This is a genomic window from Streptomyces sp. AP-93, from assembly GCF_022808175.1.
In the GTDB taxonomy this organism is placed as follows: Bacteria; Actinomycetota; Actinomycetes; order Streptomycetales; family Streptomycetaceae; genus Streptomyces.
Genome location: NZ_JALGBX010000004.1, coordinates 188,235 through 211,690 on the forward strand (window position 1 = coordinate 188,235; position 23,456 = coordinate 211,690).

The window sequence follows — 23,456 nt, forward strand, 5'->3', positions numbered from 1 at the left end:
GCCCGGTCCCCGGGCCCGGTCCGCCCGCCCTCCCCGTCGGCCCTCTGCCCCGGTCCCCTGCCCCGGCGCGCTCCGCCGCACCCCGTCGGTGCGATCTCCCCGCAATGATTCAAACTGAGGGCAAGATAGGAGCTGGAAGCAAACCGGCAGATCACGGTGGAGGTGGGGCGCATCAGCAGGCAGAAACTCCGTCCGCACCAGCGCGAGGCCGTCGACGCCGCCGTGCGTGCGCTGGAACTGCCCGCCGGGCGCAGGGTCGCACGGACCGGGCTCCGTACGCAGGTCATCATGGCAACGGGCTCCGGCAAGTCGCTGGTGGCCGTGCACACGGCCGAGGAACTGCGGGCCGGCCGCGTCCTGGTGCTGGTGCCCTCCCTGGACCTCCTCGTGCAGACCGCGGCCGCCTGGCGGGAGGGCGGCCGGACCGGCCGCGCCTTCGCCGTGTGCTCGCTGCGCGGCGAGGACGCGGGGGTGCCCACCACCACCGACCCGGCCGAACTGGCCGGCTGGGCGGGCCCGCCCGTCGACCGGGTCACGGTGTACGCCACGTACGCCTCGCTGGGCCTCGGCACCATCGAACGCGCGCACCGCGGGGGGCTGCCCGGCTGGGACCTGATCGTGGTCGACGAGGCGCACCGCACCTCGGGACGGATCGGCAAGCCCTGGGCGGTGGTGCACGACAACCTCCGGATCCCCTCGGTCCGCAGGCTGTACATGACGGCCACGCCCCGGGTCTGGCAGTCCCCCGAGGATTCCGCGTCCGCCGGGAGCTACGAACCCGCCGGGGGAACCGGCCGGCTGGAAGCGGTGCGCGGCCGGGGCGACCTGGTGGCCTCCATGGAGGACGATGCGGACGGGCCGTTCGGCGCGCGCTGCTACACCCTGACCCTCTCGGAGGCCGTCGACCGGGGCATCTGCGCGCCCTACCGGGTGGTCTGCGTGGACGTCAGCGATCCGGAGTTCCAGGCGGCCGTACTGCTCGGGCCGGACGGACGCTCCGACGCCGTGCGCGGGGTCCGGCTCGCGGCGCTCCAGACGGCGCTGGTGACGGCGGCCGTGCGGCAGGGGTTCCGGCGCACCCTCGTCTTCCACCACCTGACCAGGGAGGCCGAGGCCTTCGCCGCCGGGCTGCCGGCGGTGGCCGCCCGGCTGCGCGCCACGAGCTGGGCCCCGCGGCCGGTGTACCCCCGTACCGTCTGGGCGGACTGGCTGTGCGGGCAGCACACGGCGGCGCACCGGCGCCGGGTGCTGGGCGCCTTCGCGGACGACCGGGTCGCGGACAAGGCCTTCCTGGGCAGCGTCCGGGTGCTGGGCGAGGGCGTGGACACCAAGGAGTGCGACTCGGTCTTCTGGGCCGACGTACGGGGTTCCATGCCCGACCTGGTCCAGGCCGTCGGCCGGGCGCTGCGCATCCGGCCCGGGGAGGGCAAGGTCGCCTCCCTCGTGGTGCCGGTGCTGCTGGGGCCCGGCGAGTCCCCCGAGACGATGCTGACCTCACGGGCGTACGGGGACCTCGCGCGGCTGCTCGAGGCGCTACGGGCCCACGACACCCGGCTCGTCGAGGCCCTGGCGCAGCCCCAGGCCCCGAGCCGGCGCGCGGCCGCGGGCACGGGCGGCGCGGAGTCCGTGGGCGGTTCCGGTCTGCGCGGCGGCGCGCAGTCCCTGCTGAGCTTCTCCACCCCCCGCGACCCGGCGCTGCTGGCGGCCTTCGTCCGGCTGCGCGTCCTGCACCCGGAGCACGAGCACTGGCGGCGCGGGGTGGAGGCAGCCCGGATCTACGCCGGGATCGCCGGGGACCTCAAGGTTCCGTTCGCGTTCAAGGTGCCCTCGGCCGGTGGAGCCCCCGGGGCGGGCGCGGCCGGTGAGGGGGCCGGCGAGGCCGCCGGTGAGGCCCTCGGCGCCGGGGCTCCGTGGCCGCCGGGGCTGGCCCGGTTCCCGCTCGGTCAGTGGATCGCCGATGCCCGGCGCACGTACCGCCGCGGGGCGCTCGGCCGACAGCGGGTGGCGCAGCTCGACGAACTGGGCATGGTGTGGAGCCACTTCGACGTGGCCTTCGAGGAGGGGCTGGCGGCGGCGAGCGGCTGGGCGGCCGAACACGGCCACCTGCTGCCTCCGGTGGACGCCACCTGGCGCGGCGCCCCGGTCGGGGTCTGGGTCAAGAACCAGCGGGCGGCGGCCCGCCGGGAGGGCCCCGGAGCCCTGTCACAGGAGCGCCGGGAGGCCCTGGAGGCCATCGACGCGTCCTGGTGTCCGGCCTGGGACATCTCCTGGCAGCGGGCCTTCCACCTGACCCGGGTTCACCTGGACGCGGGCGGCCGGCTCCCGGCGCGCCCCGGGGAGGCCGTCGTCCAGGGCGAGGACCTCGGCGTGTGGCTGCGCGGCCAGCGCGCTTCCTGGGAGCGCCTCGCATGGGCCCAGCGCTGGCTGCTGGAGCACACCCTCGGGGTGACCCCCGCCGAGGGCGCGGACCGGCCGAAGCCCCGGGTCGCCCACGCGGACGCGTGGGCGGCGCACCTGGAGGCGGCCCGGCGGTTCCACGACCGCGAGCGGCACCTGCGGGTGCCCCGTACGCACGTGGAACGGGTCGGCGACCGGGACCTGCGCCTCGGTTCCTGGATCGCCAACCAGCGCTCCCGCGCCGCGACCCTCACTCCGGAGCGGACGGCCGCGCTGACGGAGCTGGGGATGCGCTGGCCGGCGTCCTGAGCGCCGGACCCGCCCGCGGGCGGCGCGGACCCACCCGCCCGGGCGGGCCCGGGCCCGGGCGCCGCGTCAGTGGTGGAAGCCGGACCGCGGCGCGGCCGCGGGCACGGGCTGCGGATGCGCGATCAGGTGTTCCACGGCGAGGCGCAGGTCGGAGACGAGCAGCGCGATCTGGTCCCGGGTCACCCCGTGCCGGATCAGGACCCGCTGGATGACCGTGTCGTCGCGCTCGGCGGGCAGCGGGTACGAGGGCACCTGCCAGCCGCGCATCCGCAGCCGGTCGGAGAGGTCGTAGAGGGTGAAGCCCGCGCCCTGCGGGTCGGTGAGGCGGTAGGAGACGGCGGGCAGCGCGCCCTGGCCGTCGTAGAGCAGGGTGAAGGGGCCGATGGTCTCGATCTCGCGGGCCAGGTACTGGGCGGTGTCGGCGCAGGCCTGCTGGACCCGGCGGTAGCCGCCCCGGCCCAGGCGCAGGAAGAGGTAGTACTGGGCGATGATCTCGCCGCCCGGCCGGGAGAAGTTGAGGGCGAAGGTGGGCATGTCCCCGCCGAGGTAGTCCACGGAGAAGACGAGGTCGGCCGGGAGCAGGTCGGCGGTGCGCCAGACGATCCAGCCGACGCCCAGCGGGGCGAGACCGTACTTGTGCCCGGAGGTGTTGACGGAGGCCACGCGCGGCAGCCGGAAGTCCCAGACCACGTCGGGGTGGAGGAAGGGGGCCACGAAGCCGCCGCTGGCGGCGTCCACGTGGATCGGCACGTCCCAGCCGTGCTCGGCCTGGATGCGGTCGAGTTCGGCGGCGATCTCGGCGACGGGCTCGTAGACGCAGGTGTAGGTGACGCCGAGGATGGCGACGACGCCGATGGTGTTCTCGTCGACGTGGGCGGCGAGCTGACCGGGGCGCAGGCCGGTGGCTCCGGGCTCCAGCGGAACCTGGCGGAGCTCGACGTCGAAGTACCGGGCGAACTTCTCCCAGCAGACCTGCACCGGCCCGCACACCAGGTTCGGCCTGTCGGTGGGCAGTCCGGCGGCGCGGCGGCGCTCGCGCCAGCGCCACTTGAGGGCGAGGCCGCCGAGCATGGCGGCCTCGCTGGATCCGGTGGTGGAGCAGCCGGTGCCGGTGGTGCCGGCGGGGGCGTTCCACAGGTCGGCCAGGATGTTGACGCAGCGGGACTCGATCTCGGCGGTCTGCGGGTACTCGTCCTTGTCGATCATGTTCTTGTCGAGGCACTCGTTCATCAGCCGGTGGACCCCGTCGTCCGACCAGGTGGTGCAGAAGGTCGCCAGGTTCTGGGCGGCGTTGCCGTCGAGGAGCAGCTCGTTGTGGAGGAGCTGGTAGACCACCTCGGTGGGCGAGTGGTCTTCGGGCATCCGGTACTTGGGGAGGATCTCGCCGCTGAGGGCGGACGCGAACACGTCCGTCTCGGCGTCGCGGGCACGCGGGTCCTTCGTCTCGTGGAGAGCCATATCGGGACTATAACGGGATGGAACAGGACAGATCACCCTGAAGCCGACTTCAGGGAGGTCCGCGACGGCGGCGCCGGGGTCCCGGAGGCCGACCGGGAACGGATCTTCACCCGTTCCACCCGGCTCGACGCCTCGCGCAGCCGGGACGCGGGCGGGACCGGGCTCGGGCTCGGGCTCGGGCTGGCCATCGCGCGGGACATCGCAGCGGCGCACGGTGGCACGCTGAGCGCCGGACCGGGCGGTTCCGGCTGCGGCTTCCAGCCGACTCTGCGGTGTGATCCCTTCCATACCCACCCCGCGCGACCGCAGGATTTCCCGTCAGTTAATCTTTTTCTCACAGGTCTTCCCGTCCGGGCCGCTGGAGTCAGTCCGGACGGGAAGATCATCCAAAGAGTTCGACCTGCCAGTTATCCGCGCATGTCCGGATAACGGCCCTGTGTTCTCCGCACCCTGATACCTCTTCGGGGCATGAACAAGATCACCCGCCGTCAGGCCTTAGGCACCACCGCCGGCGCACTCACCGTCCTCGGCCTCGCCGGCGCCACCGCGCACGCGGCCGTCACCCGATCCCGTTCCGCCGCACCCGCCACCCCCGCGGGCACCGTCGACGAGGTCTACCAGGGCCGCCGCATACGGATAGTCCCCGCCTCGGGCGGCACGGGCGACCACGGCGGCCACCACGGCGGCCACCAGTCCCCCGGTCAGCCGACCGTCCTCATAGACGGCCGTGAACTGCACGTGATGCGGAACGCCGACGGCAGCTGGATCAGCGTCGTCAACCATTACGAGACCTTCTCCGGCCCGCTCCCGCTCGCCCGCGCCGCCGTGCGCGAGCTGCAGGGCGCCTCCCTCGTCCCGATGGGCGGCATGTGATGACGATCCGCAAGAACCAGGCCTCGCTCACCCCCGAGGAGAAGCGGGCGTTCACCGCGGCGCTCCTCGAACTGAAGCGGACCGGCCGCTACGACCGCTTCGTCACCACGCACAACGGCTTCATCATGAGCGACACCGACTCGGGCGACCGGGTCGGCCACCGCTCCCCCTCCTTCCTGCCCTGGCACCGCCGGTTTCTGCTGGAGTTCGAGGCGGCGCTACAGGCGGTTGATCCGGCGGTGGCCCTGCCGTACTGGGACTGGACCGCGGACCGGACCGCGCGCTCCTCCCTCTGGGCCGCCGACTTCCTCGGCGGCACCGGACGGGCCCGGGACGGGCAGGTGCTCGACGGGCCGTTCGCGTACGCGGCGGGCAAGTGGGAGATAGCCGTACGGGTGGACGGGCGCTCCTACCTGCGTCGCGCCCTGGGCACCGGGGTGGCCCAACTGCCGACCAGGGCAGAGGTGGACTCCGTCCTCGCGATGCCGGTGTACGACGCGGCGCCCTGGAACAGTTCCTCCGGCGGTTTCCGCAACCACCTGGAGGGCTGGCGCGGGGCCAACCTGCACAACCGGGTGCACGTGTGGGTGGGCGGCCAGATGGCTACCGGGGTCTCCCCCAACGACCCGGTGTTCTGGATGCACCACGCCTTCATCGACAAGCTGTGGGCCGACTGGCAGGCGCTGCACCCGCAGTCGGCGTACCTGCCCGCCGCGGGCACGGCGAACGTCGTGGACCTGCACGACACCATGCGGCCGTGGAACGACGTGACCCCAGCCGACATGCTGGACCACCGGAAGTTCTACACCTTCGACACCGAGCCGGTCCCGGCGCCGGCCGGGGCCGCCGCCAGCCAGCGGTAGTGCAGTTCGGGGCGGCCGACCTGGCCGTACCGGGGGGTGCGGTCCGCGCGGCCGGTGTCCACCAGGTGCTCCAGGTACCGGCGGGCGGTGATCCGGGAGATCCCGGCCGCCTCGGCCGTCCCTCCCGCGGTCAGCCCCTCGGGGGCCGCCCGCAGCAGCGCGGCGACCCGGTCCAGGGTCGGGCCGCCGATTCCCTTGGGGAGTTCGGCCGGTCGGGGTGAGCGCAGGGCCGCCATCGCGCGGTCCACGTCGTCCTGGCCGGCCGCCTCGCCCGCCGCCGTCGCGCGGAACTCGGCGTAGCGCAGGAGCCGTTCGCGCAGGGTGGGGAAGGCGAAGGGCTTCAGTACGTACTGCACGACCCCGAGCGAGACGCTCTCGCGGACGACCCCCAGGTCCCGCGCCGAGGTCACCACGATCACGTCGGCGGGATGGCCCGCGGCCCGCAGACCGCGGGCGAAGCGCAGCCCGTGGCCGTCGGGCAGGGTCAGGTCGAGCAGCAGCAGGTCGATCCGGGTCCGTTCCAGGACGCGGGTGGCCTCGGCGAGGGAGTGGACGACCGCGACGGCGGTGAAGCCGGGCACCCGCCCGACGTACAGCGCGTGCGCGTCGGCGGCCACCGGATCGTCCTCCACGACGAGGACCCGCACCTCGGGCGTGCTCATGCGTCCGCCTCCCCGCGCGCCGGCAGCCGTACGGTGAACCGGGCTCCCCCGTCCGGCAGTTGGTCCGCGTCTGCGCTGCCCCCGTGCCGGTGGGCCACCTGCCGCACCAGCGCGAGGCCCAGACCCCGCCCCTCGCCCTTGCCCGACCAGCCGTGCCGGAACACGTCCTCCCCCTCGGGGAGTCCGGGCCCGTTGTCGGCCACGCTCAGCAGCAGTCCCTGCCCGTGGGGGCCGGACGCGCCGTCGGGGCGGATGGTCACGGAGATCCGGCCGCCGGGCACACCGGTGAGGGCGTCGACGGCGTTGTCGACGAGGTTCCCGAGCACGGTGACGAGGTCCCGGGCGGGCGGGCCGCCGGGCCCGGCGCCGATGGCTCCGCTGTCCGGGGTGACGACCAGCTCGACCCCCCGTTCGTGGGCCTGCGCGGCCTTGCCCAGCAGCAGGGCGACGAGCACGGGCTCGCCGACGGCGGCGATCACTTCGTCGGTCAGCGCCTGGGCGAGGGAAAGCTCGGCGGTGGCGAAGTCCACCGCTTCCCGGCTGCGGCCGAGTTCGATGAGCGAGACCACCGTGTGCAGCCGGTTGGCCGCCTCGTGGGCCTGCGCGCGCAGCGCTCGGGTGAATCCGCGTTCCTGGTCCAATTCACCGGTCAGCGACAGCAGTTCGGTGTGGTCGCGCAGGGTGATCACGGTGCCCCGGCGGCCACCGCCGGCGACGGGTGCGCTGTTGAGCACGAGCACCCTGTCGGCGGTCAGGTGCACCTCGTCGACCCGGGGCCGGTCGGCGAGCAGCGCACCGGTGAGCGGGGCGGGCAGACCCAGGCCGTCGACCGCGGCCCCCTTGATCTCCCCGCGCAGGCCGAGGAGTTCGCGGCCCGCGTCGTTGACGAGGGTGATCCTGCGCCGGCCGTCGAGCATCAGCAGCCCTTCGCGGACCCCGTGCAGGGCGGCCTGGTGGTAGTCGTACATCCGGCTCAGCTCGGCCGCGTTCATCCCGTGGGTGTGGCGGCGCAGCCGGGCGTTGATGACGTAGGTGCCCGCCCCTCCGAGGGCGAGGGCCCCGCCGGCCACCCAGGCGAGGGCGGCGAGCCGCTCGGCGAGGCGGTCGCTGACCGAGCGGACGGTGATGCCGGCGGCGACCATCCCGATGACCCGGCCGTCGTCGGTGATCGGGGTGACCACGCGCAGGGAGGGGCCGAGGGTGCCGGTGTAGGTCTCGCCGAAGGTCTCGCCCCGCAGGGCGGGGGCGGTGTTGCCGAGGAAGGGTTCGCCGATGCGCATCGGGTCGGGGTGGGTCCAGCGCCGTCCGTCCGGAGCCATGATCGTCACGAAGTCCACGCCCGCGTCGACGCGGACCCGCTCCGCGTAGGGCTGCAGGGCCGCACGGCCGTCCCCCCGCGCCGCGTCCCGTACCGACGGGGAGACGGCGACCGCGCGGGCCACCGCCCCGGCCTGGCGCCGGGCGGCCTCCTCGGCCTGGTCGCGGGCGGTCGCGTACGCGAAGACGGCGCAGCCGGCGACGACCGCGGCGACCAGCACCACCTGCATGGCGAAGAGCTGGCCGGCGAGGCTGCGCGGCGGCCGGGGGAAGCGGAACATGGCGCTCAGTGTGCACCCGGGCGAGAACTCAATGAACGCAAGGGTGACCGGGGTCACAGCGACGGGCGATGGTCCTCCCGGGACGCCTTCGCCATCGGGGAGGCGAAGGGCACTACCGGGAGGCATCGTGGCCGCCAGGCGCGACAAGACGCATTATCTGTACATCGCGGTGATCGCAGCGGTGCTGCTCGGCATCGCCGTCGGGTTCGCCGCGCCCGGCGTGGCCGTGGAGCTCAAGCCGCTGGGCACCGGATTCGTCAATCTCATCAAGATGATGATCTCGCCGGTCATCTTCTGCACGATCGTGCTGGGCATCGGCTCGGTGCGCAAGGCCGCCAAGGTCGGCGCGGTGGGCGGGCTGGCGCTCGGCTACTTCATGGTGATGTCCACGGTGGCGCTGGCCATCGGACTGCTCGTGGGCAACCTGCTGGAGCCGGGCAGCGGGCTGCACCTGACCGAGGCGGCCCGGAGCGCGGGCGAGGCGCAGGCCAAGGCGGGCGGCGCCGAGAGCACCCCCGAGTTCCTGCTGGGGATCATCCCGACCACGCTGGTGTCGGCCTTCACCGGGGGCGAGGTGCTGCAGACGCTGCTGGTGGCGCTGCTCTGCGGGTTCGCGCTCCAGGCCATGGGCACGGCGGGCGAGCCGGTGCTGCGCGGGATCGGGCACGTGCAGAAGCTGGTGTTCCGGGTCCTCGCGATGATCATGTGGGCGGCGCCGGTGGGCGCGTTCGGCGCGATCGCGGCGGTGGTCGGGGCGACCGGAATGGACGCGCTGAAGTCCCTCGCGGTCATCATGATCGGCTTCTACACGACCTGCCTGCTCTTCGTCTTCGTGGTCCTGGGCACGCTGCTGCGGCTGTGTACGGGGATCAGCGTCTTCGCCCTGCTCCGCTACCTGGGCCGGGAGTTCCTCCTGATCCTGTCCACCTCCTCCTCGGAGTCGGCACTGCCCCGGCTGATCGCGAAGATGGAGCACGTGGGCGTCTCGCGGCCGGTGGTCGGCATCACGGTCCCGACGGGCTACTCCTTCAACCTGGACGGGACCGCGATCTATCTGACGATGTCCTCGCTCTTCGTCGCGGAGGCGATGGGCACGCCCCTGGCACTGGGCGAGCAGGTCTCCCTGCTGCTGTTCATGATCATCGCCTCGAAGGGTGCGGCCGGGGTCACGGGCGCGGGTCTCGCCACCCTCGCCGGTGGACTCCAGTCGCACCGGCCTGAACTCGTCGACGGCGTCGGCCTGATCGTGGGCATCGACCGGTTCATGAGCGAGGCGAGGGCGCTGACGAACTTCGCGGGCAACGCGATCGCGACCGTGCTGATCGGCACCTGGACGAAGGAGTTCGACCGGGTCCGGGCCACCGAAGTCCTCGCCGGACGACTGCCGTTCGACGAGAGCACGCTCACCGACGACGGACACGACCAGGCCACGGCGGTACCCGCCCAGCCGAGCGCCACCAAGGACGGCGTACCCGTCTGACGGGCACGCCCCGCGGACCGGCCGGGCAGGGCTCGCCCCCACGGTGCCCAGCCCGGTCGGTCCCAACATCTCTGGCGATAGTCGTTTTCCAGCCAAGATCGGATGAACCGTCTAGCTGCAAAAGGTACTTCCATATCGGGGCACGCTTCTGACATCTTGCGTCCACCACTCGTTTCGTACGGCCCGGTAGGTGCCACCCGCACCGCAGGGCCGTTCTCGGAGGACGCATTGATACCCCACATATCCAGCCGACCTCGACGCACCCTCGTACTGGCGGCCGCCCTGGCCGCCCTGGCCTTCGGGGCACCGGCCGCGCTCGCCGGCACGGCGCCCGTATCCCCCGCCGGGATCCCCGGTACCTCCGCACCCGCCGCCAAGGCCCAGGCTCCGGCGCCGACTTCCCAGAGTGCGACCTGGGCTGCCGGCACCCGCGCCTACGTAGTGATCACCGCGGCCGGTGACAGCTCCGCGGTCCGCTCCGCCGTCACGGCGAACGGCGGCACGGTGTTCTCGTACTACGACCAGATCGGCGTGATCGTCGCCCACTCGACCTCCTCGGCCTTCGCCGCCACCATGCGCGGGGTCAGCGGGGTCCAGAAGGTCGGCGCGACGCGCACCTCGGACGTGCCGGCCGACGCCTACAACCCGGCGCTGCCGGCGAACCCGTCCCAGTCGACGACTCCCGCGGGCGAGACCGTGCGCGCCGACATGAGCCAGATCAAGGCCGACCAGGCCTGGGCCGTGAACCCCGGCTCGCCCTCCGTCAAGGTCGGCATCCTGGACACCGGCGTGGACGACCAGCACCAGGACCTGGCACCGAACTTCAACGCCGCCGACTCCGCCTCCTGCGCCTACGGCAAGGCGGACACCCGGGTCGGCGCCTGGCGCGACGTGGGCACCCACGGCACGCACGTCGCGGGCTCCGTCGCCGCCGCCAAGAACGGCAAGGGCGTCGTCGGCGTGGCCCCGGGCGTGAAGATCTCCTCGGTCCGCGTGGCCGAGCCGGGCACCTCGCTGTTCTTCGCCGAGAACACCATCTGCGCCTTCGTTTGGTCCGGCGACCACGGCTTCAAGGTCACCAACAACAGCTATTACACGGACCCGTGGCAGTTCAACTGCCCGGACAACGTCGACCAGGCCGCGATCATCGAGGGCGTCAAGCGCGCCCAGGAGTACGCGGAGAGCAAGGGCTCGCTCCAGGTCGCCGCGGCGGGCAACGAGAACTACGACCTCGCCAACAAGACCACGGACTCGGCGAGCCCCAACGACTCGACGCCGACCACCCGGACCATCACCAACGCCTGCCTCGACATCCCGACCGAGCTCCCGGGCGTGGTCACGGTCGCGGCCAACGGCACGGGAACCACCAAGGCCTCGTTCTCCAACTTCGGCCAGGGCGTCATCGACGTCGCGGCGCCGGGCAGCAACGTCTACTCCACCGTTCCGGGCGGCTCGTACAGCTCCATGAGCGGTACGTCGATGGCGTCCCCGCACGTCGCGGGCGTCGCGGCGCTCATCGCCAGCGCCAACCCGACCTTCACCCCGGCGCAGATCCGCACCGCGCTGGCCACCCAGGCCAACGACACCGCCTGCCCGTCGGACAACCGCTGCAAGGGGACCACGGCCAACAACGGGTTCTTCGGCGAGGGCCAGGTCGACGCACTGAAGGCGGTCGGCGGCTCGACCCCGCCGCCCACCGGCAAGTACTTCGAGAACCTCACCGATGTCACCATCCCCGACAACACGACCGTGAACAGCGCCATCACCGTCAGCGGGGTGACCGGCAACGCGCCGACCACCCTCAAGGTGGGTGTGGACATCAAGCACACCTACATCGGTGACCTCAAGGTCGACCTCGTGGCTCCGGACGGTTCGGTCTACGTCCTGAGCAACCGGACCGGCGGCAGCACGGACAACATCGTCCAGACCTTCACCGTCAACGCCTCCTCCGAGGTGGCCAACGGTGTCTGGACGCTGCGCGTGAACGACAACGCCAACCAGGACACCGGCAAGATCGACGCCTGGAACCTGACCTTCTGATCGTCGGCGCCCACGGGGGCCATCGGGGAGCGGAGCGGTACGACCGCGCCCCGGTGGCCCTTCGCGCTCACTTGGTCCGCAGTACGCAGTCCCCGCAGAGCCCGCCGCCCGGCACCTTGTAGTACAGGCAGCAACTGCGGCGCACGAAGGCCACCCCGAGGCCGGGTTCGTGGAGATAGGTGCCGGTCCCGCCGAGCGGGCCGCCGTCGGCGAGGAGTTCGGCGGCCAGCAGCGCCGCCGCTTCCCCCGGCACCCGGTCCGTGAGCACCCGGACGGCGCCGACCAGCCCGGAGGCGGCGTTGCCGCGCAGCACCTGCGGCGAGACTCCGAACCGTTCGCGCAGCGCCGTGTCGAGCACCGCGAGGTTGCCGAGCACGGTGTCCGCGAGGGCCCGCGCCGGGGTTTCCCCGGGGAGTTCGGCGGGCTCGGGCAGCCACAGCTCCAGCGAGCCCGCGCCGGGCAGCCGCCACCACAGGCGGCCGGGCCCGAGGTCCGGGACCCGCCCGGAGAGCACGGCGCAGCCGAGCCCGAGCGACCAGAGCCGCGAGACGATCCCGAACTGCGCGGTCGAGGCCGCCACCCGCCCGGGGCCGCTCCCGATCCGCCGGCCGACCTCGGCCACGTAGGCCCCGAGCTGCTTCCCGTACAGCTCGTCGAGCGGCCGGAAGCCGGGGGCGGGCGGCTCCTTCCCGTACGCCACGGTGAAGAAGGGGCCGACGGAGGCCAACTGCCGCAGTACGCCGTCCACGTCAGGCGCCGTAGCCGTCGTCGGGGCGGAAGCCGGCGGGATCCGGGCATGCGTGGCCGCGCAGGACGGCCGTCGAGGCCTTGTACAGCACCCAATCCGCCCCCTTCGCCGCCTGCGGCCCCTCCGGGCTCCCGCCGTCGTCCGCGACGGGCGGGGCGAAGAGGAAACCGGTCATGATCCCGGGCGAGGGCTCGGTGACCAGGGTCCGCTGGTCCGGCAGGTTCTCGTACGTCTGGGTCTGCCACACCAGACCGGCCCGCGTGAACGCGGCGGTGAGCCGCGGCTCGGTGACCCGGGTCCGCACGGTGTACGCCGCGTCCCGGCCGGTCCCCGGCACTTCCAGCTCCGCATGCCATGCGGGGACGTACATCCGCTCCAGCAGCCGGCACTCGCAGAAGACGATCTGAAGATCGCCGTAGCAGTACCAGTGCGGCCAGGGACTCGCCTCGTCCACACGGTCCGACCATTCGGGCTCGCCCTTCGCGGCCACCAGGTCGTAGAGGTGCGCGCCCACGTGGAAGTCACCGAGGCGGCCGGTGGCCGCGAAGCGGGTCAGTTCCGTCACGAAGTCCATCCCCAGATGATCTCAGGCACGCGGAACCCCACGGCCCTCGGGATCCGGAGGATCCGCGGGCCGTGGGGCCGGCGGCCGGCGGCCGGGGCTCAGGCTTGGGCTTGGGCTCAGGTTTGGGTGAAGGCCGCGACCTCGAAGTCGGACATGTCGAGGCCGCCCTGCTTGGTGTCGTCGTTGGCAAAGACGAAGGACTCGATCGGGACGTCGCGCTCGGCGCTGAGCTGGGCGACCAGCTCCTGCAGGACCACCGTCTCCAGGACCACCCGGACCGCGTCCGCGACCTCGGGCAGGCGGACGACCCACAGGCTGTCCGCCGGCTCCACCTCGGCCGTGGTCATCAGCAGCGTGAGGTGGCCGGCGCCCGCCAGCGAGCGGGCCAGCTCGATCTCGCGGCCGTCGCCGTAGACGAGGTGGAGGGTGTTGCCGGCCGACTCCATCTCGCCGTGCAGGTAGTTGCGGGTCGCCGAGTGCGCCGCGGTCATCCGCACCACCTCGCGCAGCAGGAGCGCACCCTCCTCGGCGGAGGCCCGGGAGGCCCCGGCCGCCACGCCGTCGGAGGCGATGCAGCGGGCTCCGCGCTCCCGCAGCCCCGCCACGGCCTCAGTGGCCTGCGAGTGGATCGCGGTGGTCTGCTCGGCGATCTCGCCCCACGGGTCGCCCGCGCGCCCCGCGACGGCCCCGGCGATCAGGTCGAGGGCCACGATGGTGCCGGTGTAGCCGATGGTCGAGGCGTACGAGTCGGGCTCGTTGCCGAGGTCCACGGTGAGGTCGGCGAGGTCGCCGAGCGGCGAGGGGACCACGTTGAGCAGCGCGGTCCTGGTGATGCCGGGGGCGGCGCACTCGAAGGCGGCGATGGTCTCGGAGCTGCGGCCGCCCTGGGAGACGGCGATCAGGCAGTCGGTGTCGAAGCCGGTGGTGCCGGTCTCGATCTCGCTGGACAGCACGCGCTGGGTGACGATCCCGGCCTCGCGGAGCTGCTGTACGGGGACGGCGAGGGCTGCGTACGAGGCTCCGATGCCGGTGAACAGGGGGCGCTCGGCGGCGCGCAGCCCGGCGAGCTCCGGGGAGGCGAGCTGGGTACGGACGCGGTCGGCGATCCGGGCGAGGGCCGCGCCCTGGCCGGCCTGGCCTTCGAGGAACGTGATGCGGGATCCGGACATGGTGGGGGGTCCTTAGCGGGTCTGGGGATGCCTGGGCGGGCGGTACGGGGAGGAGCGGGACGGGAAGGAGCGGGACGGGCTAGGCGCTGACGCCTGCCTTGGTGTCCGGCTGCGACTCCTCGTCGCGTTCGCGGCCCGGGGTGGGGAGGTCGAACTTCACGATCGCCCAGCGGAAGAGCACGTAGTAGACGGCGGCGAAGGCCAGGCCGATCGGGATGAGCATCCAGGGCTTGGTGGCGATGCCGTAGTTCACGACGTAGTCGATGGCGCCGGAGGAGAATCCGAAGCCGTCGCGGATGCCGAGGGCGTAGCAGACGGCCATCGAGACGCCGAAGAGGAGGGCGTGGACCGCGTAGAGCAGCGGGGCCACGAACATGAAGGCGAACTCGATGGGCTCGGTCACCCCGGTGACGAAGGAGGTCAGGGCGACGGAGATCATCATGCCCTTGACCATGACGCGGTTCTCGGGGCGGGCGGTGTGCGCGATGGCCATGGCGGCCGCCGGAAGCGCGAACATGTAGATCGGGAAGCCGCCGGTCATGAACTGGCCCGCGGTCGGGTCGCCGGCGAGGAAGCGGGCGATGTCCCCGTGCACCTCGGTGCCGGTGGCCGGGTTGACGAAGGTGCCCGCCTCGAACCAGGGGAAGACCGAGAAGAAGTGGTGCATCCCGATCGGGATGAGGGCCCGGACGACGAGGCCGAAGAGACCTGCTCCCCAGGCGCCGGTGCCGACCAGCCACTCGCCGAAGTGGAAGAACCAGCCTCCGACGGTGGGCCAGACCACTCCGAATACCACTCCGATGCCGACGCCCGCGAAGGCGCTGAGGATGGGCACCAGCCGGCGGCCGCCGAAGAAGCCGAGCCACTCGGGCAGCTTGGTCCGGCTGAAGCGCTGGTAGAGGAGGGCCGCGACCAGGCCCATCACGATGCCGCCGAAGACCTTGGCGTCGAGCGGCTCGCCGTCCACGCCCTTGGGGAAGGCGGGGCTGGCGAGCACGGCCTTGAAGACCAGGTAGCCGACCACGGCCGCCAGTGCGGTGGAACCATCCGACTTCTTGGCGAAGCCGATGGCCACGCCGACCGCGAAGAGCAGCGGCATGTTGGCGAAGACGGTGTCACCGGCCGCCGCCAGGACCATCGCGAGCTTCTGGATGATCAGCGGGAAGCTTTCGCGGCCCAGCAGGTCGGCGCCGCCGAGGCGGGTCAGCAGGGCCGCGGCCGGCAGCGTGGCCACGGGCAGCATCAGGCTGCGGCCGATGCGCTGCATGACCGGCATGATCCGGCCCGGCTTCTTTTCGGCAGCCGGCGCGCCGGCCCGAACTGTGGCCGTACTCATCTCGGGACTCCTCGTCGAGCGGGGTGGTGGGGACGACTCGAAGGTAGTCAGTGGTTTTGGATTGGTCAACGGTGGTCTCTTGTGGTCTTACGGAAAACATCAAGATGAGGGCTTAGGTCCCGACTCCCCCGGGACGGAAGCCGGAGGAAGTGGTAGCAAGTGGTATGGTTTGGCTCATGACCGACGATGCCGCCCGCGCCGCCGCCTCCTCGATCGCAGCGACCGCCCTCGCGGCGAACGCCCGCGCCGCGGACCCCCTGTGGGCCCAGGCCGCGGACCGCATCCGCGAGGAGATCGCCCGCCGCGGCCTGTCCGAGGGCAGCAAGCTGCCGCCCGAGCGCGAGCTGTGCACCCGGCTGGACGTCTCCCGCGTCACCCTGCGCCGCGCGCTCGCCCGCCTCGTCGAACAGGGCCTGGTCACCGCGTCCCACGGGCGCGGCTGGTTCGTGGCGGCGCCGGTGGCGCCCGCGCCCGCCCGCGAGTGGCCCAAGGACCTGGAGTCCTTCACCGCCACCGCGCGCCGCAAGCACATGCGTGCCAGCTCGGTGGTGCTGCGCCACGACACGGTCACCGCGTCCCTGGACGACGCCGACCGTCTCGACGTGCCCGCCGGCACCCCGCTCCTGCGCCTGGAGCGGATCCGGCTGCTCAACGACGTCCGGATCGCCGTCGACCGGACCCTGCTCGTCGCCGAACTCGCGCCCGACCTCGCCCGTACCGACTTCCGCGAGACCTCCCTCTTCGAGGAACTGCGCCGCTGGGGCGTCGAACCCGACCGCGCCGAGGCGACCATCGAGGCGCGCAACGCCGACGGTGAGCTCGCCGGGCACCTGGGCATCGCCGAGGGCGCGCCCGTGCTCGTACTCGACCAGACGGTGTACACCAAGGACCAGCGGCCGCTGCTGCTGTCCACGGTGGAGTACAGCGGGGACCGCTACCGGCTGCGCACCACCCTGCAGACAGACTGACACCGGCCGTCAGCCGCGCGGTAGCCCCGTTCGGCACGCTCCGGGCCAGCCGAAAGCCCCGGCCCGGGCGGTCCTCCGCCCGTCCGGGGCCCGGTGGTGCCCGGTGGTGCCCGGTGGTGCCCGGTGGTGCCCGGTGGGGCCCGGCGGGGCCCGGCGGGGCCGGTGCGCGCCGGTCAGATTCCCTCGAGGAACTCCAGCAGCGCCCGGTTGAAGGCCTCCGGCTGTTCCACGCCCGGCAGGTGCCCGGCCCGCTCCACCACGGCGAGCACCGAGTGCGGGACCAGTGCGTGCAGGGACTCGGCCTCGGCGACCGGGGTGTAGACGTCGTCCCGGCCGACCACGATCAGGCAGGGCACCTCGGCGGGCAGCGCCGCGAGCACCGGGGCGTAGTCGGGCCGTTCGGCCCGCCCGCGCAGGGCGGCGGCCGCGCCCTCGGGGTCGGTGGCGTACATCATCCCGGTGACCTCGGCCGCCGCGTCCGGCATCCCGGTCACGTTGTAGGGCGCGAGCATCTTGTCGATGACCTCGTCGGCATAGGGCTTCATTCCCTCCGCGAGGAGCCGCTCGGCGAGGTTCCGGCGGAAGGCTTTGCCGTCTTCCGTTTCCGGCTGGGAGGAGGTGTCGGAGAGAACGAGGGCCCGCACCCGGCCCGGGTGGCGCAACCGCATCTCCATGGCGATCTGGCCGCCCATGGACACACCGCCGACGACCGCCTGTTCGACGCCCAGACGGTCGAGCAGAGCAGCCAGATCATCGGCGAAGTCCGCGAGCAGCGTTTTGCCCGGCAGCACCGGGCTTTGCCCGTATCCCCGCAGGTCAGGGGTGATCACACGGTAACCGGCCGTGGTCAGTGCCGCCGCCTGGGGAGCCCACATCGAGTGGCGATGCGGATGTCCGTGGATCAGGATTACGGGGGCTCCGTCGCGGGGACCCAAGTCCGCGAAAAAGAGTGTCACGCCATTGCCAATTTGGGGGTTCATGAAAGGAGTCTAAGGAGCTACATTGAGCCACTCGCGTTCACCTGACAGCCCGTTGCCTTTCACTCGTGTTTTGCACGGGGGGCGACGTCAGGGACGCAGACTGTGCAACCACCCCACCGCCTAGAAGGACCGAAGGCTCCGTGCCCGTACCCGTACTCCTCGCCGGCCGCTCCGTGCGGCTTGAGCCCCTCGCCCCCCACCACACCGAGGCCTTGGCCCTGGCCGGGGCCGAGGATCGTACGACTTACGCCTTCACCCCCGTGCCCCACGGGCTGCAGGCGTCACACGAGTACATCGACCGTGCCCTCGCCGATCAGGCAGCGGGTCGATCGCTCCCGTTCGCGGTGGTCAGAGCCACCGACGATCGGGTGGTCGGTTCGACCCGGTTCCTGGAACTCGACTACTGGCAGGGGCCTCTGGTGTGGCCCGCCGTGCCGGGGGTCCCGTTCGGCGATCCGGCGACGGCGATCCCCGATGCCGCCGAGATCGGCAATACCTGGCTGTCTCCGGCGGCCCAGGGCACCGGCATCAACACCGAGGCGAAGCTGCTCATGCTCCGCCACGCCTTCGAGACCTGGGGGGTCCGGCGGATCTCGCTGCGCGCCGACGCCCGCAACGGACGCTCGCGCGCCGCGATGGAACGGCTCGGCTTCACCAGCGAGGGGGTCCGCCGGGCCCATTCGCGGGGCCTGGACGGCGCCGTGCGCAGTACGGCCTTCTACTCGATCCTCGACGAGGAGTGGCCGACCGTGCGGTCGGTCATCGAGCTGCGGCTGTCGGCCGCTGCCCAGCGCAAGCGGCGCCGCAAGACGCTCATCCCGGCGTAACGGTCCTTCTCGGAAGATCCGCACGCCCCGCCCCCGCCCCTGCCCCCGCCCCTGCCCCCGCCGCCGCCCGGTCCTCCGTCCCCGTCCTCCCGGTGTCAGCCGAGGAAGGCGGGGGCGAGGGCCGCGGTCATCAGCCGGGCGGGGGCCCCGCCGCCGTCGGCGGGCAGGGAGTACAGGTCGGCGCCGAAGTCTCCGGGCAGCGAGTAGACGACGGTCCTGTCGTCGGTCCACACCACCTGGTCGTCGACGCTGCGCTCCTCGGCGAGCGGGGCCTCGGCCATCGTCGCGAGGTCCAGGACGTAGAGGCGCCACGGCGCGTCCGGCGACAGGCCCGGCACCCGCTTCTTGAACACCAGCCGGGTCCCGTCGGGTGACAGGGACGGGCATTCCAGGTTCTCGCGCAGCGTGGTCACCGTGCGCGCCGCGAGGTCGCCGCGGACCAGGTGGGTCCGGCCGCCGGTGGCCAGCGTCGCGTAGAAGGTCCGCTCGTCGGCGGCGAAGGTGACCCCCCAGAAGTTGACGTCCGCGTTGCGGTACGTCGTGCCGTCCTTGTGGATGGTGAAGTCCTCCAGCGAGGCGTCGTACGTCCCGCTGCGCAGGTCCAGCAGGGAGGTCCGGGTCGAGAAGTTCGTACCGGCGTACGAGTCCCCGCCCACGAAGACCGTCCAGGCGACGAGGTGGCCGGCGGGCGAGACCCGGGCCCGGGTCGGGATGCCGGCCAGCGGGCGGGAGGCGACCTCCTTCAGCCGGGCGTCGAGGACCACCGCCTTGTAGCTGTCCTGCACCCCGCCCTTGTCGGCCTGGAGGCAGACCCCGGTGCCGGCGGACGCGTGGAAGCGCAGGCAGCTGATCCCGGAGGCGGTACGCGGACCTTCGGGCTCACCGGCCGCAGCGGTGGCGAGCTCGTCGCGGTGCGGCCCCCAGGCCATGTTCCGGAACACGATCCGCCGGCCGCCGACGCCCGGGGCGAGGGACACCGGGCCGGGGGTGATCTGCGGCCCGCCCGCCTGGACCCGGTTCTTCTCCTCGGCGTGCGAGGAGGCCCGCACGACGGCGAGCGCACCGATGGCGGCGAGCAGGACGACTCCGCAGACGAGGATCAGGATCCGGCGCTGGAGGGGCATACCGAACACGGACGTTACCTCCGGACAGAGGGCTGGGGCGGCGCGGAGGTACCGTACCGATCGGCATGTGCAGAGGCCAGGGACAGCCGGCGAACAGACCGGAACTCGGCGGCACCCATTTCGCGCCGGGCAACGCGCTCCCCTCCGGAACCCCAAGAGACGTAAAAGTCGGGAACCCCTGGGCACGTACGCTCATCTTTCGATCGAAAGCAGTCCCACTCCGCCCCCACGGGGCAGCACCAGCCGGAGAGCAACCGCACATGTCGCACGCACCCGACGGACAGCAGCAGCCGTACCGCTCGGAAGGGCCCTACCCGCAGCAGCCCTACGGCGAGCCGTACGGGCAGCCGTACGGACAGCCGTACGGACAGCCGTACGGGCAGCCGTACGGGCAGCCCCCCGCGGAGCCGCGCCGGCCGTCCCGGGTCCGGCGGTGGGTGATCGCGGGTGCCTCCGTCCTCGCGCTCGCGGCCGTCGCCTCGCTCGTGATGAGCCACTACGAGATACCGCCCTTCACCGACAAGGGCGACGCCGTCTCCTTCGGGCAGCTGCCGCCGTCCGGCTCCGCCGGGGGCGACACCGGCGGAGCGTCGGCCGCGACGCCGCCGCCGAACTCGAAGATGTCGATGCCCACCGGCCCGGCGGCCGCCTTCAAGAACTCGATGACCCTGCCCGACGGCACGCACGTCGCCGTCACCACGCTGGACGGCAAGAAGTCCGGGTTCAAGGGCAAGGTCTGGGTGTGGGCGCCCAAGGAGTACAACGACCCGAAGTTCGCCAAGAGCGGCTTCCCGGTCATGATCGCGCTGCCCGGCGGCGCCGGTTACCCGAACAACTACTGGATGGGCACCGACCTGGGCCTCCAGACCAGCATCAGCAAGTGGTACTCCCAGGGGAAGAGCAAGCCCTTCATCCTGGCCATGCCGGTGCTGAACCCGGGCCCGGACGACAAGGGCATCTACTGGGACGGCTCCGACATCCCGGGCCAGCCCAAGATGGGCACCTGGCTCACCGACGACGTGCCGGACCTGATGCGGCAGAACTTCCGCACGGTCAAGTCCCGTGACGGCTGGGCCTACATGGGCTCCTCCACCGGCGGGTTCGCCAGCCTGAAGGCCGTGCTGAAGCACCCGGAGAAGTTCAAGGCCGCGATCTGCTCCGGCCCCGACATCGTTCCCGACTCCTCCCTGTGGAAGGGCCACGACAAGGAGAAGGCGGAGAACAACCCCGAGCTGCTCGCCAAGGCGCTGATCGGCAAGAAGGGCAGCCCGGACGTCTACCTGGCCTTCCAGGTCGGCACCAACGAGAGCAACAAGAACACCCTGCCGAACGTGCAGAAGTTCATCGCCGACTACGGCAAGGGGCCGATCCACACCAACCTGAGGATCATCCAGGGCGGCCAGCACAACGCCAAGACCTACGTGCCCAACATGGGCGAGGGGCCGATCCAGTTCATCAGCAAGGTCATGGAAGGACCCGTCGAGTAGTCGCCCCGCCCACGCGCACCGGCTCCTCGCGCCCCTGCTCCTCGCTCCCGGGCTCCGCACCCACCGGCTCCCCGTGCACCGGCCCGCCGAACACCTTCGGCGGGCCGTCGCCGTTCCAGGGCGCCCAGCCCGGGTCCCCCTCGACGGCGAAGCGCACCCAGGCCGCGTGCATCTGCGCGGCCAGTTCCCGAGGGGCGTCCGGTCCGGCCAGCCAGGACGCCTCGGGCACGTCCAGGGTGTCGAAGACGAAGCCCAGCTCCAGGGCGTGGCAGGACCCGAGGCCCGCGACCCCGGACGGCCACGCGAACTCGTACACGAAGCTCGGCGCGCTCCGCCCGGCGGCGCCCGCCAGCACGCGCAGCGGATCGCGCAGCAGCCGGTCGGTGAGCAGGTGGCCGAGGAGGTCGGCCGGTCCCGCGCCCGGCCGCTCGGCGCGCAACGCCCGTACGGCGGCCCGGTCCTTGCCGGAGCGGATCCGGCCCAGGGCCACGGACAGCGGCCCCAGCCGGTCCAGCAGCCGCATCGTGCCGGTCGGGGCCAGCCAGAGCCGGTACTCCTCGGCGGTCCAGCCCAGCAGCAGCGGTACGTCGCCCCGCGCGGCCGCCGCTTCGAGCGGATCGAGCGGCAGTGTCTGCGGGTCGGCGACCAGGCCGAAGGCGGGCCCGCCGAGCAGCGGTGAGGAACGGCGCAGTACGGCCGCCTGGGCGGCGAGCAGGTCGGGCAGGGCCGTCCGGGTGAAGGCCTCGGCGGTGGCGGGCACCTTGAGCAGTGCGGCCATCCGCCGGACCATGGTGCGCACCCGGTCCCGCGGCAGCGCTTCGGGGGCGCCGCTCTGCAGGACGGCCTGGTGGAAGAGGCCGGCGGCCCGGGGTGCGGCGAGCAGGGCGCCGATGCTGATGGCCCCGGCGGACTCCCCGAAGACGGTGACACGGGCGGGGTCGCCGCCGAAGGCCGCGATGTTCTCCCGTACCCAGGCCAGGGCGGCGATCTGGTCGAGCAGCCCGCGGTTGGCGGGGGCGTCGGGGAAGAGGCCGTAGCCGAGGACGCCCAGGCGGTAGTTGACGGAGACGAGCACCACCCCGTCGCGGGCGAAGGCGGAGCCGTCGTAGACGGGCACGGCCGAGGAGCCCCGGGTGAGGGCGCCGCCGTGGATCCACACCATGACCGGCAGCCGGGCCGCGGGCATCTCCTTCCCGACGGGGGCCGGGGTCCACACGTTGAGGTTCAGGCAGTCGTCCCCGGGAACGTCGGGGTCCGGCAGCAGCGCGGCGAACGCCTCGGGGTAGGGCACCTTGGGCGCGGTGGGCCCGTACGCTCCCGCGTCGCGCACGCCGTCCCAGGCCTCGGGGGGCTCGGGCGCGGCGAACCGGAGGGGCCCGACGGGCGGGGCGGCGTAGGGGATCCCCCGGAAGACGGCGATGCCGCCCGGCCCGGTCCTGCCCTCGACCTCGCCGTAGGCGGTCCGGACCCGAGGGCGGGGACGGGGACGGGGACGGTCCGGGGTCTCGTTCGCCGCTGCGGCCATCGCGTCCTCCTGGTGTCGGGGCTCCTCGGGGTCGGGGCTCCCCGCCGGTCGCACGGTCGCACAGGCATGCGCGGGGTGACAAGGCGTGACCCCGCCGGGGGCGCGCCGGGTTGGGCGGGGCATGCGATCCCTGTCTCTCCCCCACACCATGCGCAGCCTCGTCCGGGCCGGATCGGTCCCCGTCCTGCTGCTGGCGGCCACGGCCGCGGCCGGAGCGGCGGCCGGCGGCAGCGCGTACGCGGCCGACGGCCCGACCGCCGCCCTCGGGACCCCGACGGCCACCGGGCCCGCCTTCCAGTACCTGGGCACGGACGACCGCCCGCACGGCATCGACTCCGCCAAGGGCTGTGTGGAGGCCCTGGGCGGCGGCGGGCGGGCGGTGACGAACAAGACCGGGAGCTCGGTGGCCCTGTACCGGGAGCCGGGCTGTGTGGGCACCCCGGTGGCGGAACTGGCACCGGGCGCGGTGATGCCGGTGCGCCCCTACTTCTCCTCCGTCCGCTTCTCGGCCACCTCGTAGTCCGGAATCGGCCGGTGGTCCTGGACCACCGGGCCGTCCGAGATCACCAGCGGCTCAGCGACCGTGACCCTTGGGCGCTCCCCGCGTTGTATGCCATGTCAAACGCCGCAGTTTCTGTTTCCTGTGGCACCCCCGTTCCTCTCTAGGAGATCTTGATGTCGCGTATCGCGAAGGCATTCGTCATCACCGCTGCCGCCGGTAGCGCCCTGGCCGCCGGTGCGGGTCTGGCGGCTGCCGATGCCGGAGCGCACGGTGCGGCGGTCGGCTCCCCCGGTGTCCTGTCGGGCAACCTGCTCCAGGTTCCGGTGCACGTCCCGGTCAACGTCTGCGGCAACACCGTCAACGTGATCGCCCTGCTGAACCCGGCGTTCGGCAACACCTGTGTCAACGCGTCGGGCGGCGGCGGCGGCCACCACACCGAGGGCAACTACGGCGGCTGAATCGCCTGGTGACCCGAAGGGCCCCCGCCGACGGCGGGGGCCCTTCCTCGTGTCGCGTTCCTCGTGTCACTTCCGCTGCCGCCGGCT

The 23,456-nt window shown here is 72.7% G+C and carries 21 protein-coding genes; 11 read left to right on the top strand and 10 right to left on the bottom strand.

Annotated elements, in window-relative coordinates:
* Positions 1-162 precede the first annotated feature (162 nt).
* Positions 163-2,706 carry a Helicase associated domain protein gene (locus tag MTF69_RS08625; protein ID WP_374322480.1) on the top strand — a complete coding sequence of 848 codons (2,544 nt, stop codon included), beginning with the start codon at positions 163-165 and terminating at the stop codon, positions 2,704-2,706.
* A 66-nt stretch (positions 2,707-2,772) separates the two neighbouring features.
* Here the strand turns inward: MTF69_RS08625 and MTF69_RS08630 are convergent, their stop codons facing one another.
* Positions 2,773-4,164 (bottom strand): glutamate decarboxylase, encoded by a 1,392-nt coding sequence (locus MTF69_RS08630; RefSeq protein WP_243332208.1) that lies wholly within the window; start codon positions 4,162-4,164, stop codon positions 2,773-2,775.
* Here MTF69_RS08630 and MTF69_RS43700 point away from each other — a divergent pair.
* The 3 genes from MTF69_RS43700 to MTF69_RS08645 are packed head-to-tail and all read left to right on the top strand — an operon-like array spanning position 4,153 to position 5,900.
* Entirely contained in the window at positions 4,153-4,593 is a 441-nt protein-coding gene (locus MTF69_RS43700; protein WP_374322481.1) for an ATP-binding protein, read from the top strand. The two genes, MTF69_RS08630 and MTF69_RS43700, sit on opposite strands and share 12 nt — an antisense overlap.
* Before the next feature lie 39 nt (positions 4,594-4,632).
* Positions 4,633-5,037 carry a tyrosinase cofactor gene (locus MTF69_RS08640; protein ID WP_243332210.1) on the top strand — a complete coding sequence of 135 codons (405 nt, stop codon included), beginning with the start codon at positions 4,633-4,635 and terminating at the stop codon, positions 5,035-5,037.
* Positions 5,037-5,900, top strand: coding sequence for a tyrosinase family protein (locus MTF69_RS08645; RefSeq protein WP_243332212.1), 864 nt, complete (start codon positions 5,037-5,039; stop codon positions 5,898-5,900). Before MTF69_RS08640 ends, MTF69_RS08645 begins: the two co-directional genes overlap by 1 nt.
* Here the strand turns inward: MTF69_RS08645 and MTF69_RS08650 are convergent.
* Together MTF69_RS08650 and MTF69_RS08655 are read right to left on the bottom strand one after the other, a co-directional pair.
* On the bottom strand, positions 5,840-6,562 hold the full coding sequence (locus MTF69_RS08650; protein ID WP_243332215.1) for a response regulator: 723 nt from the start codon (positions 6,560-6,562) through the stop codon (positions 5,840-5,842). The two genes, MTF69_RS08645 and MTF69_RS08650, sit on opposite strands and share 61 nt — an antisense overlap.
* Positions 6,559-8,160 carry a sensor histidine kinase gene (locus MTF69_RS08655; RefSeq protein ID WP_243332217.1) on the bottom strand — a complete coding sequence of 534 codons (1,602 nt, stop codon included), beginning with the start codon at positions 8,158-8,160 and terminating at the stop codon, positions 6,559-6,561. Before MTF69_RS08655 ends, MTF69_RS08650 begins: the two co-directional genes overlap by 4 nt.
* Positions 8,161-8,191: 31 nt before the next feature.
* Here MTF69_RS08655 and MTF69_RS08660 point away from each other — a divergent pair, with 31 nt between their 5' ends.
* Positions 8,192-9,640, top strand: a complete 1,449-nt coding sequence (locus MTF69_RS08660) for a cation:dicarboxylate symporter family transporter (RefSeq protein WP_374322485.1) — start codon at positions 8,192-8,194, stop codon at positions 9,638-9,640.
* A 228-nt stretch (positions 9,641-9,868) separates the two neighbouring features.
* Positions 9,869-11,680 (top strand): S8 family serine peptidase, encoded by a 1,812-nt coding sequence (locus tag MTF69_RS08665; protein ID WP_243332221.1) that lies wholly within the window; start codon positions 9,869-9,871, stop codon positions 11,678-11,680.
* A gap of 67 nt (positions 11,681-11,747) precedes the next feature.
* Here the strand turns inward: MTF69_RS08665 and MTF69_RS08670 are convergent, their stop codons facing one another.
* From MTF69_RS08670 to MTF69_RS08685, 4 genes are all read right to left on the bottom strand, one after another.
* Positions 11,748-12,428, bottom strand: coding sequence for a (2Fe-2S)-binding protein (locus MTF69_RS08670; RefSeq protein WP_243332222.1), 681 nt, complete (start codon positions 12,426-12,428; stop codon positions 11,748-11,750).
* Position 12,429: 1 nt separating this feature from the next.
* Positions 12,430-13,002: a hypothetical protein gene (locus MTF69_RS08675; protein WP_243332224.1), complete on the bottom strand. Its 573-nt coding sequence runs from the start codon at positions 13,000-13,002 to the stop codon at positions 12,430-12,432.
* Positions 13,003-13,109: 107 nt separating this feature from the next.
* A complete protein-coding gene (locus tag MTF69_RS42820) occupies positions 13,110-14,162 on the bottom strand; it encodes an SIS domain-containing protein (protein WP_279345533.1) in 1,053 nt (350 codons plus the stop codon).
* A 79-nt stretch (positions 14,163-14,241) separates the two neighbouring features.
* Positions 14,242-15,498, bottom strand: a complete 1,257-nt coding sequence (locus MTF69_RS08685; RefSeq protein WP_243332226.1) for a PTS transporter subunit EIIC — start codon at positions 15,496-15,498, stop codon at positions 14,242-14,244.
* Between the two features lie 176 nt (positions 15,499-15,674).
* Here MTF69_RS08685 and MTF69_RS08690 point away from each other — a divergent pair, with 176 nt between their 5' ends.
* Positions 15,675-16,466: a GntR family transcriptional regulator gene (locus MTF69_RS08690; protein WP_243332229.1), complete on the top strand. Its 792-nt coding sequence runs from the start codon at positions 15,675-15,677 to the stop codon at positions 16,464-16,466.
* Between the two features lie 173 nt (positions 16,467-16,639).
* Here the strand turns inward: MTF69_RS08690 and MTF69_RS08695 are convergent, their stop codons facing one another.
* Positions 16,640-17,446, bottom strand: coding sequence for an alpha/beta fold hydrolase (locus MTF69_RS08695; RefSeq protein WP_243332230.1), 807 nt, complete (start codon positions 17,444-17,446; stop codon positions 16,640-16,642).
* Positions 17,447-17,586: 140 nt separating this feature from the next.
* Between MTF69_RS08695 and MTF69_RS08700 the strand changes: the two genes are divergently transcribed.
* A complete protein-coding gene (locus MTF69_RS08700) occupies positions 17,587-18,273 on the top strand; it encodes a GNAT family N-acetyltransferase (RefSeq protein WP_243332231.1) in 687 nt (228 codons plus the stop codon).
* Positions 18,274-18,368: 95 nt separating this feature from the next.
* Here the strand turns inward: MTF69_RS08700 and MTF69_RS08705 are convergent, their stop codons facing one another.
* Positions 18,369-19,397: a TolB-like translocation protein gene (locus tag MTF69_RS08705; RefSeq protein WP_243332645.1), complete on the bottom strand. Its 1,029-nt coding sequence runs from the start codon at positions 19,395-19,397 to the stop codon at positions 18,369-18,371.
* Between the two features lie 260 nt (positions 19,398-19,657).
* On the opposite strand from MTF69_RS08705, the gene MTF69_RS08710 reads away from it, so the two are divergent.
* Positions 19,658-20,884 carry an alpha/beta hydrolase-fold protein gene (locus MTF69_RS08710; RefSeq protein WP_243332232.1) on the top strand — a complete coding sequence of 409 codons (1,227 nt, stop codon included), beginning with the start codon at positions 19,658-19,660 and terminating at the stop codon, positions 20,882-20,884.
* On the opposite strand, the gene MTF69_RS08715 is transcribed toward MTF69_RS08710, so the two are convergent.
* On the bottom strand, positions 20,862-22,409 hold the full coding sequence (locus MTF69_RS08715) for a carboxylesterase/lipase family protein (RefSeq protein ID WP_243332234.1): 1,548 nt from the start codon (positions 22,407-22,409) through the stop codon (positions 20,862-20,864). The two genes, MTF69_RS08710 and MTF69_RS08715, sit on opposite strands and share 23 nt — an antisense overlap.
* 121 nt (positions 22,410-22,530) lie before the next feature.
* Between MTF69_RS08715 and MTF69_RS08720 the strand changes: the two genes are divergently transcribed.
* Positions 22,531-22,929, top strand: coding sequence for a hypothetical protein (locus MTF69_RS08720; RefSeq protein WP_243332235.1), 399 nt, complete (start codon positions 22,531-22,533; stop codon positions 22,927-22,929).
* A gap of 155 nt (positions 22,930-23,084) precedes the next feature.
* Entirely contained in the window at positions 23,085-23,369 is a 285-nt protein-coding gene (locus MTF69_RS08725) for a chaplin (RefSeq protein WP_243332236.1), read from the top strand.
* The last annotated feature ends 87 nt before the right edge of the window (positions 23,370-23,456 follow it).

What these genes read in the sequence shown, in the direction of transcription:
- MTF69_RS08660 (WP_374322485.1), top strand. Translation starts at nt 8,192, where the DNA reads ATGAACGCAAGGGTGACCGGGGTCACAGCGACGGGCGATGGTCCTCCC.
- MTF69_RS08675 (WP_243332224.1), bottom strand. Translation starts at nt 13,002, where the DNA reads ATGGACTTCGTGACGGAACTGACCCGCTTCGCGGCCACCGGCCGCCTC.
- MTF69_RS08720 (WP_243332235.1), top strand. Translation starts at nt 22,531, where the DNA reads ATGCGATCCCTGTCTCTCCCCCACACCATGCGCAGCCTCGTCCGGGCC.
- MTF69_RS08655 (WP_243332217.1), bottom strand. Translation starts at nt 8,160, where the DNA reads ATGTTCCGCTTCCCCCGGCCGCCGCGCAGCCTCGCCGGCCAGCTCTTC.
- MTF69_RS08715 (WP_243332234.1), bottom strand. Translation starts at nt 22,409, where the DNA reads ATGGCCGCAGCGGCGAACGAGACCCCGGACCGTCCCCGTCCCCGTCCC.
- MTF69_RS08640 (WP_243332210.1), top strand. Translation starts at nt 4,633, where the DNA reads ATGAACAAGATCACCCGCCGTCAGGCCTTAGGCACCACCGCCGGCGCA.
- MTF69_RS08725 (WP_243332236.1), top strand. Translation starts at nt 23,085, where the DNA reads ATGTCGCGTATCGCGAAGGCATTCGTCATCACCGCTGCCGCCGGTAGC.
- MTF69_RS08710 (WP_243332232.1), top strand. Translation starts at nt 19,658, where the DNA reads ATGTCGCACGCACCCGACGGACAGCAGCAGCCGTACCGCTCGGAAGGG.
- MTF69_RS42820 (WP_279345533.1), bottom strand. Translation starts at nt 14,162, where the DNA reads ATGTCCGGATCCCGCATCACGTTCCTCGAAGGCCAGGCCGGCCAGGGC.
- MTF69_RS08645 (WP_243332212.1), top strand. Translation starts at nt 5,037, where the DNA reads ATGACGATCCGCAAGAACCAGGCCTCGCTCACCCCCGAGGAGAAGCGG.
- MTF69_RS08630 (WP_243332208.1), bottom strand. Translation starts at nt 4,164, where the DNA reads ATGGCTCTCCACGAGACGAAGGACCCGCGTGCCCGCGACGCCGAGACG.
- MTF69_RS08685 (WP_243332226.1), bottom strand. Translation starts at nt 15,498, where the DNA reads ATGAGTACGGCCACAGTTCGGGCCGGCGCGCCGGCTGCCGAAAAGAAG.
- MTF69_RS08695 (WP_243332230.1), bottom strand. Translation starts at nt 17,446, where the DNA reads ATGAACCCCCAAATTGGCAATGGCGTGACACTCTTTTTCGCGGACTTG.
- MTF69_RS08690 (WP_243332229.1), top strand. Translation starts at nt 15,675, where the DNA reads ATGACCGACGATGCCGCCCGCGCCGCCGCCTCCTCGATCGCAGCGACC.
- MTF69_RS08650 (WP_243332215.1), bottom strand. Translation starts at nt 6,562, where the DNA reads ATGAGCACGCCCGAGGTGCGGGTCCTCGTCGTGGAGGACGATCCGGTG.
- MTF69_RS08705 (WP_243332645.1), bottom strand. Translation starts at nt 19,397, where the DNA reads ATGCCCCTCCAGCGCCGGATCCTGATCCTCGTCTGCGGAGTCGTCCTG.